Origin of the sequence: Ruegeria aquimaris, from assembly GCF_025751555.1 — a bacterium.
Classification (GTDB): Bacteria; Pseudomonadota; Alphaproteobacteria; order Rhodobacterales; family Rhodobacteraceae; genus Ruegeria_B; species Ruegeria_B aquimaris.
In genome coordinates, this window is sequence record NZ_JAOWLB010000002.1 from 250394 (window position 1) to 266688 (window position 16295).

Below are 16295 nucleotides of genomic sequence, written 5' to 3' on the forward strand. Positions count from 1 at the left end.
CGGGGGTTTATCCAACGCTTGTTCCGCGACACATGCCTGTCGCCGCCTCCCGTTTCCCTCCGGACGCCCGTACAAAACGGTCAATTGGGGTCGTTTAGCCAGTACAAAACGGTCAATTCGGCGGGGTTTCGGGGGTGCAACACTATGTTGATCCGACCGGCATCTTGAAATTCTCCACAAGATGTTCTATATTTGTTCCATAGTGGAATGGAGGGTTTCCCCATGTTGACGGCCCCGCGCATGCACGCGTTCGACGGCCCCAGCAACGACTATCACCTGCTGCCGGTCACCGAAAAACAACTGCGATACGCCCGCGCGATTGCACAACGCTCGGCCCTGGAAATCCCGGTCGAGGCGCAGCGTGATCGCCGTGTTCTGTCCGCCTGGATCTCCGCCCACCGGCCTGCATCCGAGTCGCCGTTCGACCGCTATCCCTCTGGAAAACAAGTGGCTTTTGCCGAGCGGATCGCGCGGGCCAAGCGCCGGACCGTGCCGCCCGAGTGTTTTCACGACAAGGCCGCCATGTCCGCCTGGATCGACCGCAACAGGTGAACGGAGCTAACTCCCGGTTGACAAGCCTGACTTATTTAGTCAGTTAACTGTCATGCCAGATCCCTGCGGGTCAAGCCAAGCCTGACTCACATCCGAGGGACATCCATGACACCCCAAACGCTCGTAGCCTCTGCGCTGACCCTGCTCTGCGCCGCGCCCGCCCTGGCCACGGACAGAGCCGCCGTACTTGTCACTTATGCCAACATCGCCGAGGCGAAATATCAGGACAGCCTGGTCACGTCGCGCGCTCTGCAAGTCGCGATAAACGACCTGATTTCAAAGCCTTCCGAGGCATCGCTTGCCGCCGCCCGCGAGGCGTGGCTGGCCGCCCGCATCCCCTATCAGCAGACCGAGGTGTATCGTTTCGGCAACCCGATCGTCGACGATTGGGAAGGCCGCGTGAATGCCTGGCCGCTCGACGAAGGGCTGATCGACTATGTCGATGCCTCCTACGCCGGGCCGACCGATGACAACCTCTATGCGTCATTGAATGTCATCGCGACACCGCAGTTCGAATTGTCCGGAACCCAGGTGGACGCGACCAGCATCACGCCAACCCTGCTTTCCGACACCCTGCACGAGGCCGACGGTGTCGATGCCAATGTCGCGGCGGGCTATCATGCCATCGAGTTCCTGCTCTGGGGGCAGGACCTGAACGGCAACGGCCCGGGCGCCGGGAACCGGCCCTGGACCGACTATGCGCAGGGTACGGATTGTACAAACGGCAATTGCGACCGCCGCGCAGCCTACCTGCAAGCCGCCACCACCCTGCTTGTCGACGACCTGGAGTGGATGGCCGCGCAATGGGCCCGGGGGGGTGCCGCGCGTGCAGCGGTGATGGCGGATGAAGCCGCCGGGCTGATCGCCATCGTGACCGGCATGGGCAGCCTCAGCTATGGCGAACAGGCAGGTGAGCGGATGCGGCTGGGCCTTCTGCTGAACGATCCTGAAGAGGAACACGACTGCTTCTCGGACAACACCCACAACAGCCATTACTATGACGGGCTGGGCGTTCAGAACGTCTACCTCGGCCGGTATCAGCGGCTGAATGGTGACGTGCTCGCCGGCCCATCTCTGTCCGATCTGGTGGCCGAAACCGACCCGGGCCTGGACGCAGAACTGCGTAGCAAGCTCGACACGACCATGGCGGCGCTGGAGGCGATCCGGACGGCGGTCAAGGGCGGGATGGCCTATGACCAGATGCTGGCGCGCGGCAATGCCGAAGGCGAAGCCCTGATCATGGCCGGGGTCGAAGGGCTGATCGATCAGACCCGCTCGATCCAGCGCCTGGTTCCGGCGCTGGGGCTGGATGAAATCAGCTTCGAAGGCTCGGAATCGCTCGACAATCCGGGCGCGGTTTTTCAATAGGCTTACACACAGCCAGCCAGCCTTGATGGCCCGCCAAGCTGCTCATCAAAGAAAGTAGCAAAATGTACATCCAAAGATTTGCGGCTCTGGTCGGCACCATTGCCTGTACCACCGCCGCCCAAGCCCAAGACCAAGATCAATCCGGGTTTGCCTGGGAAGGGTCGGTGGAACTGGGCTTTGAATCCGTCTATTCGTCCGACACACCGGCAAACGAGACCGATACGGCCTATGCCAAGGGCGAGTTCCTGGGCACCTACGCCTTTGGCAACGGCGTTTCGATCTTTGCCGGACTGACCTTTGAAGAGGTCGAAGATGCCGCCGCGAACACCGGCTATGGTCTGTACCTGGATCAGTTGGGTCTGGAGTTTGGAATCGGTCCAGCCACAGTGCAACTGGGCAAGGTGCATCCGGCCTTTGGCACCGCCTGGGACGAGGCTGCCGGATATTTCGGCAGCACACTGGCCGAGGATTACGAATTGTCCGAGCAGATCGGCGCGCTGACCGATCTTGACCTGGGGGTGGCGGGTGTCTTGTCGATCGGACTGTTCTACGCCGACGACACCGCGCTCAGCCAATCGGCCGGGTTCAACCGAGGGCGCAACAGCACGGCCCTGGGGGGTGCAGGCAATACCGGGCGGCTCGACAATGCCAGCCTGCAATGGCACGGCACGTTCGGTGACACCCGGGTCTGGGCAGGTGCCCGGCATCTCAGTGCGGGTGCTGGCGATGTCTCGGACGAGACCGGCGGGTTTCTGGCCATTGGCCATACATTCGGCGGCGCGCTCGATCTGTTCGCCGAGGCTGCGGTGTTTGATGGCTATGGCGGCACCGCCGACAATGCCCGTTTTGTCACGCTCAACGCCGCCTATGCGGTCGGCGATGTGACCTTGTCGGGTACGGTGGCGACCCGGGATGTCGATAGCCTGGGCAAGACCGAACTGCTATCCATTGGCGCCGAATACGAGTTCGGAGACCGCTATCTGATCGGCGCTGCGTTGGCCCGGATCGAGGAAGCCGGTGTAACCGATCATGTATTCGGCGTGAATTTTGAAATCGCCCTGGGAAGCTGACGTGTTTCAACGATCGGTTCTGGGTCTGATCTCTGCCTGCCTGACCGCTGCATGCGGTCAGGCGCTTGCGGCGTCACCCGTCAAAGAGGATGCCGCTCGGATTGCCGAGGTCATCCGCCCGACCGAGGCGTTCGAACAGTCAGAACCCTATGAGGCCCTGCCCGGTGGGGCCGCCACGCTCAGGAATACGACGGATCGCGATGCGTTTTCGCATCCGTCGGCAAACATGAGTTTTGAGCGGGAACTGGATTTTCTGCTGGGCAAGGCCCTGTTCGAAAAGATCTGGGTGTCGTCGCCTTCGTCCACGCAGGCCTCGGACGGGCTGGGCCCGCTGTATGACGCGCGATCCTGCCAGGCCTGCCATATCCGCGACGGGCGCGGGCAGCCCCCGGATCAGGATGGATCCGTGTCGATGATCGTGCGCCTGGCCCGACCCGGCGGCGGACCGGACCCGGTCTATGGCCGTCAATTGCAGGACCTCGCCCTGCCCGGCCATGCCGCCGAGGCGCAAATAGCGGTGCGTTATCGCGAGATCCCAATCGAGCTGGCGGGTGGTGAGACTGTGGTCCTGCGACAGCCTGAATACGACCTAGGCACGCTTGGCTATGGCCCGCTGAATGGCGAGACCGTGTTCAGCGCGCGGGTTGCTCCGCCGATGATCGGGCTTGGGCTGCTGGAGGCGATCCCCGAACAGGACATCCTTGCCCTAGTTGACGAGGACGACCGGGATGGCAACGGCATCTCGGGCCGGGCCAATTGGGTTTGGTCGCGGGATGGCGAACAACCTATGCTGGGGCGCTTTGGCTGGAAGGCGGGAGAGGCCACGATCCGCGATCAGTCGGCCGCAGCCTTTGCCAATGATATCGGCATCTCCTCGCCGTTGTTTCCGGACGGATGGGGTGATTGCAGCGCGGCGCAAGCGACCTGTCGCGCCGCGCCGCATGGCGATGGCGATATCCGCGACACCGAGATTGACGGTGCGGGGCTTGAACTTGTGAGTTTCTACAGCCGCAACTTGGCGGTGCCCGAGCGGCGTCTGCCAGATGACCCCGAGGTCCTGCGCGGCAAGCAGGTGTTCTATGACACCGGATGCGTTGGGTGCCACGTGCCCAAACATGTCACGGCACGCCTGGCGGATCAGCCGGAACAGAGCTTTCAACTGATCTGGCCTTACACAGACCTGTTGCTGCACGACATGGGCGACGGTCTGGCAGACGCGCTGCCCGAAGGCCGTGCCGATGGCCATGAATGGCGCACGCCGCCGCTCTGGGGCATTGGTTTGACCGCCGAGGTCAGCGGCTACAGCCGGTTCCTGCATGACGGGCGTGCCCGGTCGCTGCTGGAGGCGATCCTGTGGCACGGCGGCGAAGCGGAACCGCAGCAGACGGCAGTGATCGCAATGACGCCTGCGGATCGTGCCGCCCTGATCCGCTTTTTGGAGAGCCTCTGAAATGATCCGTATGCTGCTCTTCCCCCTGTTCCTCGCTGGTATGGCAGCGGCCGATCCAGGGAATGACATTCTGGATGCCCATGTCCTGCCCGGGTTCGATCGGCTAGAGGCCCAAACGCAGGCTTTGTCCGCCATGGCGGACGCAGAGTGTGACACGGCCTCAGCCCCGCTGAGAGGAGCGTTTGCCGATGCCGTCAAAGCCTGGACAACGGTCAGCCACTTGCGGTTCGGCCCGAGCGAGGCGGAAAACCGCGGCTTCGCGCTTGCCTTTTGGCCGGACAATCGGGGCATGACGCCCAAGGTGCTGATGGGGCTGATCCTGGCCCGGGATCAGGCCGTTTCCGACAGCACCGCCTTTGCCCAGGTTTCGATCGCGGCGCGGGGTCTCTATGCGTTGGAATACCTGCTGTTTGACGACAGAATCGCAACAGCCGGGACCGCCGAATACCGCTGCGCCCTGATCCGCGCCATCGCCGCCGATGGTGCGCGGCTGGCAGGTGACATGGCCACCGACTGGCACGACCGTTATGCCGCCCTGATGCGCAGCCCGGGACCGGGAGGTACATATCAGTCCGAGGCGGAGGTGCTCCAGGAGTTCTTCAAGGCGCTGCGGACCGGCCTGCAAATGACGGCTGAGTTACGGTTGGGACGGCCTCTGGGTACCTATGACAAGCCGCGCTCGCTACGGGCCGAGATGTGGCGATCCGGCCTGTCATTGGACCTGATCCGGGCGTCGCTGGGGTCGCAACGAGAGTTGGCGCTGCTGTTGGCCAAAGAAGATACCGACCTGCAAATGGAACTGGCCGCGAAATTCGATCTGGCGCTCGAAACGGCAAGCCGGATTGACGACCCCACTTTGGTCGGGGTCGCCAACCCAAGCGGTCGGGTTCGTATCGAGGCCTTGCAACAACGGGTGAACGAGATCCGCGAGGCGGTGGCAAAGGACCTTGGACCCAAGCTGGGCGTTTCAGCCGGGTTCAACTCATTGGACGGAGATTGAGCGATGCGGAACCGACGCGGCTTTCTGGCAGGACTGGTAGCGGCGAGCCTGACACCGAGACTGAGTTGGGCCGATGCGGGTGCTCCGGCGTTTCTGAGCGCTGGGCGGGCGCCGGATGGCGCCTATTTCCTCTACGGCGTCAACTATCAGGGAAGGCCGGTCTTTCGTATCCCCATCCCCGACCGGGGTCATGCCGCCGCCGCCCATCCCGACCGCCCCGAGGCCGTCGCCTTTGCCCGCCGCCCGGGACGGTTTGCGGTGGTGCTGAACTGCGTGTCCGGCGCCGAGATCGCGCGACTTTCGGCCCCCGAGGGGCGGCATTTCTACGGCCACGGCGTGTTTTCGCCCGATGGGACGACCCTCTATACAACGGAAAACGACTATGAGGCGGGTGAGGGTCGTATCGGCTTGTGGGACGTGGCCAGGGGATATCGCCGGATGGGAGAGGTGTCCTCGTCCGGGGTCGGGCCGCATGACATCCGGCTGATGCCCGATGGCCGGACGCTGGTCGTCGCAAATGGCGGGGTAGAGACCCACCCGGACAGTGGCCGGGCCAAGCTGAACCTGCCGGTGATGCAACCCAACCTGACCTATCTGTCGCTTGAGGGTTTGGTTCTGGACATGGTGCAGATGCCACCCGAGCACCGGCAAAACTCGATCCGGCATCTTGATGTGCGGGGCGACGGGCTGGTCGCTTTTGCCATGCAGTGGGAAGGCGAGGAGACCGAATTGCGCCCGGTTCTGGGATTGCACAAGAGGGGCGCGGCGCCCCAAGCCGTTCCCGGTAGTGAGATCGAGATGCGCGCCATGAACGGCTATGGCGGCAGTGTCGCGTTTTTCGACGGCGGCGCTCAGGTCGCCGTGTCATCGCCGCGCGGTGGCCGTGTTCAGCTGAGCAACGTGACCACAGGCAGAATTGCGCAGAGTGTCGAGATTGAGGATGTGTGCGGGCTGAGTCTGCTGGGCGGCCGTTTGCTTACCTCGTCAGGGACGGGACAATTGCAGTGGATTGACGGCGCGTCGCTGAGCCAGACCAACATTGCCTGGGACAATCACCTGGTTCCCGTTAACGCGGGCTAGGCAGGGCTATTCCTTCGAATGCCGGTTATGCGAGGCGACGGCCACGGCCGCCGATACAAACAGGCCCAGCAGGATGTAGCCGGTCACCGCCTCGGCCACGGCCAGGCCACGGCACATGCCGACGGGTTGCAGATCGCCATAACCGACCGTGGTGAAGGTGACATAAGAGAAATAGAGCAGTTCCGAGGCACGATCCGCCCCCTGAACACAACTGTCCGTGTATCCGAAGGAGGCATAGACCGCCGCGTAAAGGAACGGCACCGACTGGATAAAGGAGATACCCATCAGCACCACCTGATGCTTGGGCTGGCCGATGCGCACGACATAGGTCCAGAGCTGCATCAACAGCCAGGCAGCCAAGGCGATTGTCGAAACCGTACCCAGGGTGCCACCAGCAAGGCCTTCGTCAACATGTGACAAGATGCGAAACGCAAGGCTGCTGACGATGACCATGCCGCCTGCGGCTATCATGGTTCCGCGCCACTCGCGCGTCAGGGAATGCGGTTTGGCCATGTCCTGCTCCTCGATCTCCGGCTTCGATCATCTCTTGTCCGTCGAGATCAGGCAAGCGCGCAGCGGCTCAATGGCTGCCGAGGTGTTCTTCTCCGCGCGCGCGGGCCAGCGCGATCTGTTTCTGCCGTTCGCGAAAGCGCGTCTTGTCCGCGTCAGTGGTTTCATTGATGCAGAGATGACAGCTTACACCATGTTCGTATTCCGGGCGCTTTCGGTCCTCGGGCAGGATCGGGCGGCGGCAGCCATGGCACAGCTCGTGCGGCCCCTCGACCAATCCGTGGCCGACCGAGACCCGGTTGTCGAAAACGAAACATTCGCCCTGCCAGGTGCTGTTCTCGGCGGGCATCTCTTCGAGATAGCGCAGGATGCCGCCCTTGAGGTGATAGACCTGTTCGACCCCCTGCCCCAGCAAATAGTTGGTGGATTTCTCGCACCGGATGCCGCCGGTGCAGAACATCGCCACCCGCTTGTTGTGGAACCGCTCCTTGTTGGCCTCCCACCAGGCAGGGAATTCGCGGAAACTGTCCGTCTTGGGGTCGATGGCGCCTTCGAACGTGCCGATTGCCACCTCATAGTCGTTGCGGGTGTCGATCACCACGACGTCCTCCGACCGGATCAGGTCGTTCCAGTCCTGCGGCTCCACGTAGTGCCCGACCTTCGCCAGCGGATCGACATCCGGCTGCCCCATGGTCACGATCTCTTTCTTCAGCCGCACCTTCATCTTGCCAAAGGGCGGATGGTCGCTCTGGGCCTCTTTCCACTCCAGATCGGCGCAGCCCGGCAGAGCGCGGATATGGGCCAGCACCGCGTCGATTCCCGCGCGAGGACCGGCGATGGTGCCATTGATGCCCTCCTTTGCAAGTAACAGCGTACCCTTGACCTCCTGCGCCTGGCACAGCGTCAGCAGGGCCGGTCTCAGCGCGGCGGGATCGGGGAAACGGGTGAAGTGGTAGAGTGCGGCGATCGTGTACATGCCCGCGCCATACGCCCCGCCGCCCGCGATTTCAAGAGGCGCGCCATATGGCAAAACATGCGTTTTCGATGTTGTTTTATTGAGTTTCGCTGGCCAGTGCGAGGCCATGCACCACGGCGGTGAACACTTCGGAGTCCTGTTGCCGCGCGTCGGGAAGGACACGGCGCAAAGCCGACCGGATCACCGCCATCAGGCTGGAACCACCCACAAAAACGACCTGATCAACACTACCCGGAGTGACACCCGCATCGCGCACGGTCTGCATCGCGCAGACTGCGATTTCATCGGCAAAACCGGCCAGCGTCGCTTGCATCGCGTCCTTACCCAGATCGGCCCCCAGCCCACGCTCGATGATATCGAGCGTAATGCGGCCCGCCTCGGCCCCGTTGGCGGCGATCTTGCCCGCCTCGACCGCATAGGCCACGTCGTGGCCGAGATGCGATTCCAGCACTTCGGAGAGGCGTTCGAACAGGCGCGGCTGTTCAGCCAGGCGCGCCCAGCGCCTCACCTCGCGCAAGATGGCAGGATCATAGACGAAGGCGATTTTTTCCCAACTCGCCAGATCGTGGAACAGCGCCCGGGGCGCGCTGTGGCTGGCATCGCCCAGTTCGGCGCCGATCCTGGTCTCGTAACCCAGCAACGGCATCGCATGTTCCAGGCTCAGCACCCGGTCAAAGTCAGTGCCGCCGATACGCAAGCCGCGGCTCGCCAGAACCTGGGTGGCCGAACCCTGACGGTCGCACAGGGTGAAATCCGAGGTGCCGCCGCCGATATCGACGATCAGCATCCGCCCCTGTCCCGCAACCGCAAGCGCCGCCGCTTCGGGCTCGGGCAGAAAGTCTACATCGCGGAATCCGGCAAGCAGATAAGCGTCACGCAGGTCAATCCGGGCCTGGGCGTCGCGATCGGGTGCCGCAGAATGGAAATGGACGGGTCGGCCCGACAGGGCGCGATCAAATCTCTGCCCGCTGAGCTTTTCGGCACGCTCCCGGATCTCGGTCAGAAAGCGGGCGATCACCTCGACCAGGGTCAGCCGCTCGTTCAGAAACACACGGGGTTCGCGCGCCAGAGAGGTGCCCAGAACGCTCTTCAGCGCACGCAGAAAGCGGCCCTCCTGCCCGTCCATCATGGCGCGGGCGGCGTCGCTGCCATAGACGTAGCGGCGGGTGTCAAAGTCGATGAACACCGCCGTTGGCAGGGTTTGCGCCCCTGGTTCAAGAGGGAGAATCCGGGGCTGCCCCGCCTGCATCAGCCCGACCGCAGTGTTCGACGTTCCAAAATCCACGCCAAGACGTGCCATAGCTCTCTCCCGGTCTGTGCGAAAGGAGCCGGATATATCGGAGAGCAGACGATCGCAACGCCGTTTGCGTGGCCTGTGGCGCAAAGGGTGCTTTTTCATCCTCCGCCCGCACGCTAGTGTCGCTCCAAAAGGGAGATAGCCATGCATGGCCTGATCGTGATTGATGTTCAGAACGATTTTTGCCCCGGCGGCGCATTGGCGGTGCCCGAGGGCGATGCGATTGTACCCTTGATCAACGGGATGATGAACGCGTTCGATGCTGTGATCCTGACGCAGGACTGGCACCCGGCAGGGCACTCGTCGTTCGCGTCTTCGCATCCGGGTGCGGCACCGTTCGAACTGATCCAGATGCCCTATGGGCCTCAGGTTCTGTGGCCGGATCACTGTGTTCAGAACACACGCGGGGCCAAGTTCCATCCCGACCTTGTCACCGATGCGGACCTGATCATTCGCAAGGGGTTCCGTGCCGGTATCGACAGCTATTCGGGGTTCTTTGAAAACGACAAGACAACACCGACCGGACTGGACGGATACCTGCGCAATCGTGGCATCGACCGACTGACCCTGGTCGGTCTGGCGACCGATTTTTGTGTTCATTATTCTGCTGTCGATGCGGCGCGTCTGGGTTACGACGTCACGGTACAGATGAACGCCTGCCGTGCGATCGACCTTGACGGCTCCTTGCAGGCCGCAATCGACGCCATGCGGGCGGCGGGCGTGAAACTGACCTGATAGTTGCCATTTGTTAAGGTCTGCCGGGCTAGAACGTTGGGTACATGTCCATGTCACCCCGGGGTTCGCCAATGCAAGATACCGGGTCGCACGAAGCCGACCAACTGGCGGAATTCGAACGGAGGTATAGCCGCCGCGGCCTGCTGATCCGTTATGCCAGGGGCCGGGTCCGGAACTTCGGCAACCGGCAGATCATGACGTTCAGCGGCGGCCTGGCGCTGACAATGTCCGAAGGGCCTGAAACGGGAGCCATTGCAGTTCTTGTCGCATTGTTTGGCGAGTTGGTCGACTGCCTGTTCCTGTCCCGCCTGCCCAAGCTGATCGAAGCGGGTCACGATCTGCACAGATTGCTGTTCATCAGCTCGATCACGGCCCTGGTGCAATCCGCGACAATAGCGCTTTGCGTCCTGCTGGCCTGGTTCGGAGAGTTCAGCGGGCAGTCTTCCCTGTTCACAATTGCGTTTCTCGCCGGGGCGGCCATCAATGCCGGGCTGGTGCTGCCGTTTAATCCATCGGCTGGCGCGGTCCGGTTGACCGTCTATGCCCTGGTCACCTTGTTCATTTTTGCGTTCGAAGTCCTGACCGCGAATAGGCTCGATTCCATCTTCTTGATGGACGCCAGCGGCACAGCGATGCTCGCCTTCATGGTTGCGCTCTTTCTGAATTTCGTGAACGCGGGTTTCAATACGCATCGGCGCACAACCTTGCGCCTGATCGAACAGGGCCGCGACCTGCTCCGCCACCAGAAAGAGGCGCAGCAACTGTCACTTGTCGCGCGAAACGCCAACGACAGTGTCATCATGTCAGATGCGACAGGGCGAATTGTATGGACGAACGAAGCTTTTACCCGGATCACCGGGTTTTCGGCCGACGAAGCCAGGGACAAGCTGCCGGGTGAATTGCTGAACGGGCCCGAAACCGATTTGTCGATGTCGAACGCGATCGCAGCGGCGATCACCGAAGGGCGACCATTCCGCGGTGAAATCCAGAACGTGACAAAGCAGGGTCAGCCGATCTGGATGGACGTCAACATGGTGCCCATCGTCGACGAGACCGGCAATGTAGAAATGACGGTGGCGGTGGAACGCGACATTACCCAGGCCAAATCCCATGAACAGGAACTGGCCGCTGCGCGCGAAGCTGCCGAGGATGGGGCCAGGGCGAAAGCGGACTTCCTGGCCACGATGAGCCATGAAATCAGAACCCCGATGAACGGTGTCGTCGGAATGGCGGAATTGCTCTCTGGAACCCCTCTTACGAAAGAGCAGAACGAATATGTCGACACGATAAAGAGTTCGGCGGCCGCGCTGCTGACAATCATCAACGATGTTCTGGAACTGTCCCGTCTCGATGCCCACAAGGTGGAACTCCACCCGGTTGACTTTGATCTGCTGGCCTGCGTGTCGGATACGGTGCGCCTGATCCGGCCTCAGGCGAACAGCAAGGGTCTGCGCCTTTCGCTGGAGACGCTGACCGAAGTGCCGGAACTTGTTCATGCCGATGATGGCCGCCTGAGACAGATCTTGATCAACCTGCTGGGAAATGCCGTCAAGTTCACCGAAAACGGCGCGGTGTATCTGCGTCTGTCGGTGGAGCAGGCCGCGTCAGGCCATGTCGCGATCATCGAGGTCGAAGATACCGGTATCGGTATTCCCGCCGACAAGATCGAGCATGTCTTTGAACGTTTCTCGCAGGCCGAAGCCAACACAACCCGGACCTATGGGGGCACCGGGCTGGGTCTGTCCATCTCTCGGGAGTTGGTCGGGCTGATGGGGGGCAGCCTCACTGTGGACTCCACGCTTGGATCGGGATCGTGTTTCTCTCTGAGGCTACCTCTCGCCCCGCCGATGCAGATCGGCGGCACCGATCAACAGATGAAGATCGAAGACGAAGTACTTGAACGCCTGGATGGGCGGACCGTCCTTGTCGCGGATGACAACAGGGTCAACAGACTCCTGATCGCGAAATTCCTGGCGGATCTTCCGGTGCGGCTCGAATTCGCCTGTGACGGGCAGCAGGTCGTTGAAATGACCGAGGCGCTCAATCCCGACATCGTCTTCATGGACATGTCGATGCCGCAGTTGAGCGGGATCGAGGCGACCCGGCTCATTCGGAAGTCCTGGAGCACCGGGCTCCCGATCGTAGCGCTGACGGCGAACGCATATGACAGCGACCGCAGAGCATGCCTTGATGCCGGAATGAACGACTTTCTCAGCAAACCTGTTGGCAGATCCGAACTGATCTCCTGCCTGCTGAAGCATCTTGCGCATCGGACCGATCCGGACTCGGTGCCTCGAACCGCCTGACCGTCGGAGCCAAGCCAACAGAACCGCCTTGAATTGCCATACCGGCTTCGCTGGCGTATCCATGGCTGACCCAGATCACGAGGCAGGCCCAGTGGATATTGCAACCCGCGTCTATAACCACAAATGGAAGATCGATCCGATCGTGAGGTCACTGATCGACACCGACTTTTACAAGCTTCTGATGTGCCAGTCGGTGTTCCGCAACAAGCCCGACACCCAGGTGACCTTCTCCCTGATCAACCGGACCACGCGGATCCCGCTGGCGCGGCTGATCGACGAAGGTGAGCTGCGCGAGCAACTCGATCACATCCGCTCGCTGCGGCTGAGCCGGGGTGAAAGCACCTGGCTGCGTGGCAATACGTTTTATGGCAAGCGGCAGATGTTCCGGCCGGATTTCATGGAATGGTTCGAGGGGCTGCAATTGCCGCCCTATCATCTGGAACGCCGGGACGACCAGTACGAGCTGACGTTCGAAGGCAACTGGCCCGAGGTGATGCTGTGGGAGATACCGGCACTCGCCGTGCTGATGGAACTGCGCTCGCGCGCGGTACTGCATGACATGCGCAGGTTCGAATTGCAGGTGCTCTATGCCCGCGCCATGACCCGCGTCTGGGAAAAGATCGAGCGCCTGCGCCAGATCGACGGATTGACGATTGCCGATTTCGGCACCCGGCGGCGGCACTCGTTCCTGTGGCAGGACTGGTGCGTGCAGGCGATGATCGAAGGTTTGGGTCCAAAGTTCACCGGCACCTCGAACTGTCTGATCGCCATGCGGCGCGAGGTCGAAGCCATCGGCACCAATGCGCATGAATTGCCGATGGTGTACAGCGCCTTGGCCGAGACTGACGCGGGACTGGCTCGTGCGCCCTATGACGTGCTGAGCGACTGGCACGAGGAGCATGACGGCAATCTGCGTATCATCCTGCCCGACACCTATGGCACCAAGGGTTTTCTGGAACGGGCGCCCGACTGGCTGGCGGGCTGGACCGGGATCAGGATCGACAGCGGCGACCCGGCCGCAGGCGCCGAGACCGCCATCGCCTGGTGGAAGGCACGCGGAGAAGACCCGGCAGAGAAACGCATCATCTTCTCGGACGGGCTGGACGTGGACAAGATCGCCGAACTGCATGCCCGGTTTGCCGGGCGAGCCAAGATCTCCTTCGGCTGGGGAACCCTGCTGACCAATGATTTCAGGGGCCTGGTTGCCAATGACGCGCTGGCTCCATTCTCGCTGGTGTGCAAGGCGGTGTCCGCCGATGGGCGGCCGACCGTGAAACTGAGCGATAACCCGGAAAAGGCGATGGGTCCCGCCGACGAGATCGCCCGTTACAAGCGAGTGTTCGGGGTGGGCCAGCAAACCCGCTTTGCTGTCGAAGTGTGATCCGGTCGTCAGTCTGATCTGTGGTGCCCCGCCCGCGACCTGATCCGCTCGCGCCAGACGATCATGAGCCCGCCGCCCGCAATAAAGAGCGCGCCGGGAAACAGATCGGCCCACGGCGTTTCGTCGAACACCAGCCAACCCGCGACAAAGGCGATGGGAATACCGAAATAGCTGAAAGGCGCCAGGTTGCTCTGTTCGGTCATCCGGTAGGAGGCCACCAGGCACAGCACGGCAGTCCCTCCGAAACCGCCCATTGCCGCGATCCATCCCAGGTCGGCACTCTGCCCGATGGGGGTAAAACCTCCGGTCGAAAGGGCCAGCACGAGCGATCCGACCAATGCGGCCACGACGGAATAGAGGTTGATCAGCGCACTGGGCACCGAACTGTCCATCTGCCGCGCCGACACGCCGGTCAGAGCATAGAGAAACGCCGCCCCCAACGGCGCCAGCGCATCGGCCGAGAAACTTTCGCTGCCGGGTTTCATGACCAAAAGGACCCCAACAAACCCGAGCAGCACCGCCGCCCAGCGCATAAGGCCAACGCGTTCGCCCAGCAGGGGTACCGCAAGCGCAGTCATGAACACCGCGTTGGCATAGGTGATCGTCGAGGCGGTGGCAAAGGCCAGCTTGCCCAGCGAATAGTAGAACAGGAACTGGGCAAAGGTCACATAGACGCCGCGCATCAACCCGAGCCGCCACTGCCGGATCTTCCAGGGCCGCCCCGCCCGGTGCCAGGCGGGTGCCGACCACAATGCGATCAGGCTGGGAAAGATGCCAAAGAAGTTGCGATAGGCTGACAGTTCGGCCGCGCCATAGCGCGGCGACAAATGCTTGATGATCAGCCCCATCATGTCGAACAGGACCAGCGCCAGCAGCGACAACAGGATCGCGAGAACCACGTTATCGCCGCTGCGCCCGCTCATCCTCAGCCGTGCCGCGCGGCGACGGTCTTGAGTTGAGAAAATCCGTAGAGCGCCTCGAACCCTTTTTCACGGCCATGACCGGACTTGCCGACCCCGCCAAAGGGCAGTTCGACCCCGCCCCCGGCGCCGTAGTTGTTGACAAAGACCTGCCCCGCCCGCAGCCGTTTGGCCAGCCGCATCTGACGCGCGCCGTCTCGGGTCCAGATGCTGGCAACCAGACCGTAATCGGTGCCATTGGCGATTTCGATTGCCTCTTCCTCGGTGTCGAAGGGGATCAGGACCTGCACCGGGCCAAAGATCTCGTCCCGTGCCAGCGCATGGTTGGGAGGCACATCGGCGAACAGCGTCGGACGGACATAAGCCCCCGACGCCGGGGCGTGATCCACGATCCGGCCCTGCGCCGCGATGGTCAGGTCGGCGCCCTTGTTTAGAAACCCGGTCACAATCTCCTTTTGGCGGGCCGAAATCAGCGGCCCCACCCGCAGATCCTCCATCGCGGGGCCGACGGTCAGGTCGGCATACGCCGCAGCCATGCGCGCCTTGACCTCTTCATAGACGCCACGCTGAGCCAGGATGCGGGAAGAGGCCGAGCAGGTCTGACCGGCATTCTGACACCCCGCATTCACCAGGAAAGGCAGCGCGGCATTCAGATCGGCATCGTCGAACACAAGTTGCGGCGACTTGCCCCCCAGTTCCAGCGTCACCGGCACCACGTTGCGCCCCGCCGCTTGCTGCACCAGCGCCCCGGTGGCGACAGATCCGGTGAACGAGATATGATGCACGCCCGGATGCGCCGACAGCGCCGCGCCCGCTTCGGCGCCCAGTCCCGGCACCACGTTCAGCGCTCCGGCGGGCAGCCCGGCCTGCATCGCCAGATCGGCAAAGGCCAGCGCGGTCAGACAGGCCTCTTCCGCCGGTTTCAGAACGCAGGCATTGCCCATGGCCAGCGCCGCGCCTACCGAACGACCGATGATCTGCATCGGATAGTTCCAGGGAACGATATGACCGGTCACCCCATGCGGTTCGCGCAGGGTATAGACGGTATAACCGTCGAGATAGGGAATGGTTTCACCCATCACCTTGTCGGCGGCGCCGCCATAGAACTCGCAATACCGGGCCAGCGCAACGGCATCGGCGCGGGCCTGGGTCAGCGGCTTGCCCACGTCGGCGGCTTCGATCACGGCCAGATCTTCGACCCGTTCCAGCACCAGTTGGCCGAGGCGCGTCAGGATACGGCCGCGTTCGGTTGCGGTCATCCGGCCCCAGTCACCACGCAATGCCGTTTCGGCAGCGGCTACAGCGGCATCAATATCGGCGGAACCGCCGCGCGCGATCTGGCAAAGTTCCGACCCGTCAGACGGATTGACCAGAGGCAGGGTCGCGCCACCTTGGGCCGGTTGCCAGACCCCGCCGACAAGACAAAGAGAGGCGTCAAACCAGAGAGGGAGGGACATATCGGTCTCCTTTCCGAAGTCAAAAGCGTAGCTGTAGCCCTGATGCGGTGTAATTGGAGGGCATCGGCGCAGATTGGCAACCCCCTGCATCCCGGCAAGGCACGCTTGCCAGAACTCATCCGCGCCCGCCGAGCCCAAGGCAACCCCAAAGCGCCATCGCCCGGGATGAAGTGCAAAGACGGACCGCGCCGCC

Annotated in this window: 14 protein-coding genes; 9 read left to right on the top strand and 5 right to left on the bottom strand. The window is 62.5% G+C overall.

What is annotated here, in order from left to right; all coding sequences use genetic code 11:
• Nucleotides 1-222: 222 nt before the first annotated feature.
• From OE747_RS04055 to OE747_RS04080, 6 genes are all read left to right on the top strand, one after another.
• A complete protein-coding gene (locus OE747_RS04055) occupies nucleotides 223-552 on the top strand; it encodes a hypothetical protein (RefSeq protein WP_263827323.1) in 330 nt (109 codons plus the stop codon).
• A gap of 105 nt (nucleotides 553-657) precedes the next feature.
• Nucleotides 658-1920: an imelysin family protein gene (locus OE747_RS04060; protein ID WP_263827324.1), complete on the top strand. Its 1263-nt coding sequence runs from the start codon at nucleotides 658-660 to the stop codon at nucleotides 1918-1920.
• 62 nt (nucleotides 1921-1982) lie between these two features.
• A complete protein-coding gene (locus tag OE747_RS04065) occupies nucleotides 1983-2990 on the top strand; it encodes a hypothetical protein (protein WP_263827325.1) in 1008 nt (335 codons plus the stop codon).
• 28 nt (nucleotides 2991-3018) lie between these two features.
• Nucleotides 3019-4440, top strand: coding sequence for a di-heme oxidoreductase family protein (locus tag OE747_RS04070; RefSeq protein ID WP_404818293.1), 1422 nt, complete (start codon nucleotides 3019-3021; stop codon nucleotides 4438-4440).
• A gap of 1 nt (nucleotide 4441) precedes the next feature.
• The gene (locus OE747_RS04075; RefSeq protein WP_263827326.1) at nucleotides 4442-5440 is read left to right on the top strand and encodes an imelysin family protein; all 999 of its coding nucleotides are present in this window, start codon (nucleotides 4442-4444) and stop codon (nucleotides 5438-5440) included.
• A 3-nt stretch (nucleotides 5441-5443) separates the two neighbouring features.
• A complete protein-coding gene (locus tag OE747_RS04080) occupies nucleotides 5444-6520 on the top strand; it encodes a DUF1513 domain-containing protein (RefSeq protein WP_263827327.1) in 1077 nt (358 codons plus the stop codon).
• Between the two features lie 6 nt (nucleotides 6521-6526).
• Here OE747_RS04080 and OE747_RS04085 read toward each other — a convergent pair whose 3' ends face one another.
• From OE747_RS04085 to OE747_RS04095, 3 genes are all read right to left on the bottom strand, one after another.
• Nucleotides 6527-7033: a potassium channel family protein gene (locus tag OE747_RS04085; protein ID WP_263827328.1), complete on the bottom strand. Its 507-nt coding sequence runs from the start codon at nucleotides 7031-7033 to the stop codon at nucleotides 6527-6529.
• 67 nt (nucleotides 7034-7100) lie between these two features.
• Nucleotides 7101-8006: an oxygen-dependent tRNA uridine(34) hydroxylase TrhO gene (trhO, locus tag OE747_RS04090; protein WP_263827329.1), complete on the bottom strand. Its 906-nt coding sequence runs from the start codon at nucleotides 8004-8006 to the stop codon at nucleotides 7101-7103.
• Between the two features lie 76 nt (nucleotides 8007-8082).
• The gene (locus OE747_RS04095; RefSeq protein WP_263827330.1) at nucleotides 8083-9306 is read right to left on the bottom strand and encodes an Hsp70 family protein; all 1224 of its coding nucleotides are present in this window, start codon (nucleotides 9304-9306) and stop codon (nucleotides 8083-8085) included.
• A gap of 141 nt (nucleotides 9307-9447) precedes the next feature.
• On the opposite strand from OE747_RS04095, the gene pncA reads away from it, so the two are divergent.
• From pncA to pncB, 3 genes are all read left to right on the top strand, one after another.
• Nucleotides 9448-10038, top strand: a complete 591-nt coding sequence (gene pncA, locus OE747_RS04100; protein ID WP_263827331.1) for a bifunctional nicotinamidase/pyrazinamidase — start codon at nucleotides 9448-9450, stop codon at nucleotides 10036-10038.
• A gap of 71 nt (nucleotides 10039-10109) precedes the next feature.
• A complete protein-coding gene (locus OE747_RS04105; protein WP_263827332.1) occupies nucleotides 10110-12344 on the top strand; it encodes a hybrid sensor histidine kinase/response regulator in 2235 nt (744 codons plus the stop codon).
• A gap of 61 nt (nucleotides 12345-12405) precedes the next feature.
• Nucleotides 12406-13725, top strand: a complete 1320-nt coding sequence (gene pncB, locus OE747_RS04110) for a nicotinate phosphoribosyltransferase (protein WP_263827333.1) — start codon at nucleotides 12406-12408, stop codon at nucleotides 13723-13725.
• A gap of 8 nt (nucleotides 13726-13733) precedes the next feature.
• On the opposite strand, the gene OE747_RS04115 is transcribed toward pncB, so the two are convergent.
• Both OE747_RS04115 and OE747_RS04120 read right to left on the bottom strand, forming a co-directional pair.
• Nucleotides 13734-14648: a DMT family transporter gene (locus OE747_RS04115; protein ID WP_263827334.1), complete on the bottom strand. Its 915-nt coding sequence runs from the start codon at nucleotides 14646-14648 to the stop codon at nucleotides 13734-13736.
• Between the two features lie 2 nt (nucleotides 14649-14650).
• A complete protein-coding gene (locus OE747_RS04120; protein WP_263827539.1) occupies nucleotides 14651-16102 on the bottom strand; it encodes an aldehyde dehydrogenase family protein in 1452 nt (483 codons plus the stop codon).
• Nucleotides 16103-16295: the final 193 nt, after the last annotated feature.

Excerpts from the sequence above, each read along its gene's own strand:
- OE747_RS04055 (WP_263827323.1), top strand. The coding sequence starts at position 223 with ATGTTGACGGCCCCGCGCATGCACGCGTTCGACGGCCCCAGCAACGAC.
- OE747_RS04060 (WP_263827324.1), top strand. The coding sequence starts at position 658 with ATGACACCCCAAACGCTCGTAGCCTCTGCGCTGACCCTGCTCTGCGCC.
- OE747_RS04065 (WP_263827325.1), top strand. The coding sequence starts at position 1,983 with ATGTACATCCAAAGATTTGCGGCTCTGGTCGGCACCATTGCCTGTACC.
- OE747_RS04075 (WP_263827326.1), top strand. The coding sequence starts at position 4,442 with ATGATCCGTATGCTGCTCTTCCCCCTGTTCCTCGCTGGTATGGCAGCG.
- OE747_RS04080 (WP_263827327.1), top strand. The coding sequence starts at position 5,444 with ATGCGGAACCGACGCGGCTTTCTGGCAGGACTGGTAGCGGCGAGCCTG.
- OE747_RS04085 (WP_263827328.1), bottom strand. The coding sequence starts at position 7,033 with ATGGCCAAACCGCATTCCCTGACGCGCGAGTGGCGCGGAACCATGATA.
- trhO (WP_263827329.1), bottom strand. The coding sequence starts at position 8,006 with ATGTACACGATCGCCGCACTCTACCACTTCACCCGTTTCCCCGATCCC.
- OE747_RS04095 (WP_263827330.1), bottom strand. The coding sequence starts at position 9,306 with ATGGCACGTCTTGGCGTGGATTTTGGAACGTCGAACACTGCGGTCGGG.
- pncA (WP_263827331.1), top strand. The coding sequence starts at position 9,448 with ATGCATGGCCTGATCGTGATTGATGTTCAGAACGATTTTTGCCCCGGC.
- OE747_RS04105 (WP_263827332.1), top strand. The coding sequence starts at position 10,110 with ATGCAAGATACCGGGTCGCACGAAGCCGACCAACTGGCGGAATTCGAA.
- pncB (WP_263827333.1), top strand. The coding sequence starts at position 12,406 with ATGGCTGACCCAGATCACGAGGCAGGCCCAGTGGATATTGCAACCCGC.
- OE747_RS04115 (WP_263827334.1), bottom strand. The coding sequence starts at position 14,648 with ATGAGCGGGCGCAGCGGCGATAACGTGGTTCTCGCGATCCTGTTGTCG.
- OE747_RS04120 (WP_263827539.1), bottom strand. The coding sequence starts at position 16,102 with ATGTCCCTCCCTCTCTGGTTTGACGCCTCTCTTTGTCTTGTCGGCGGG.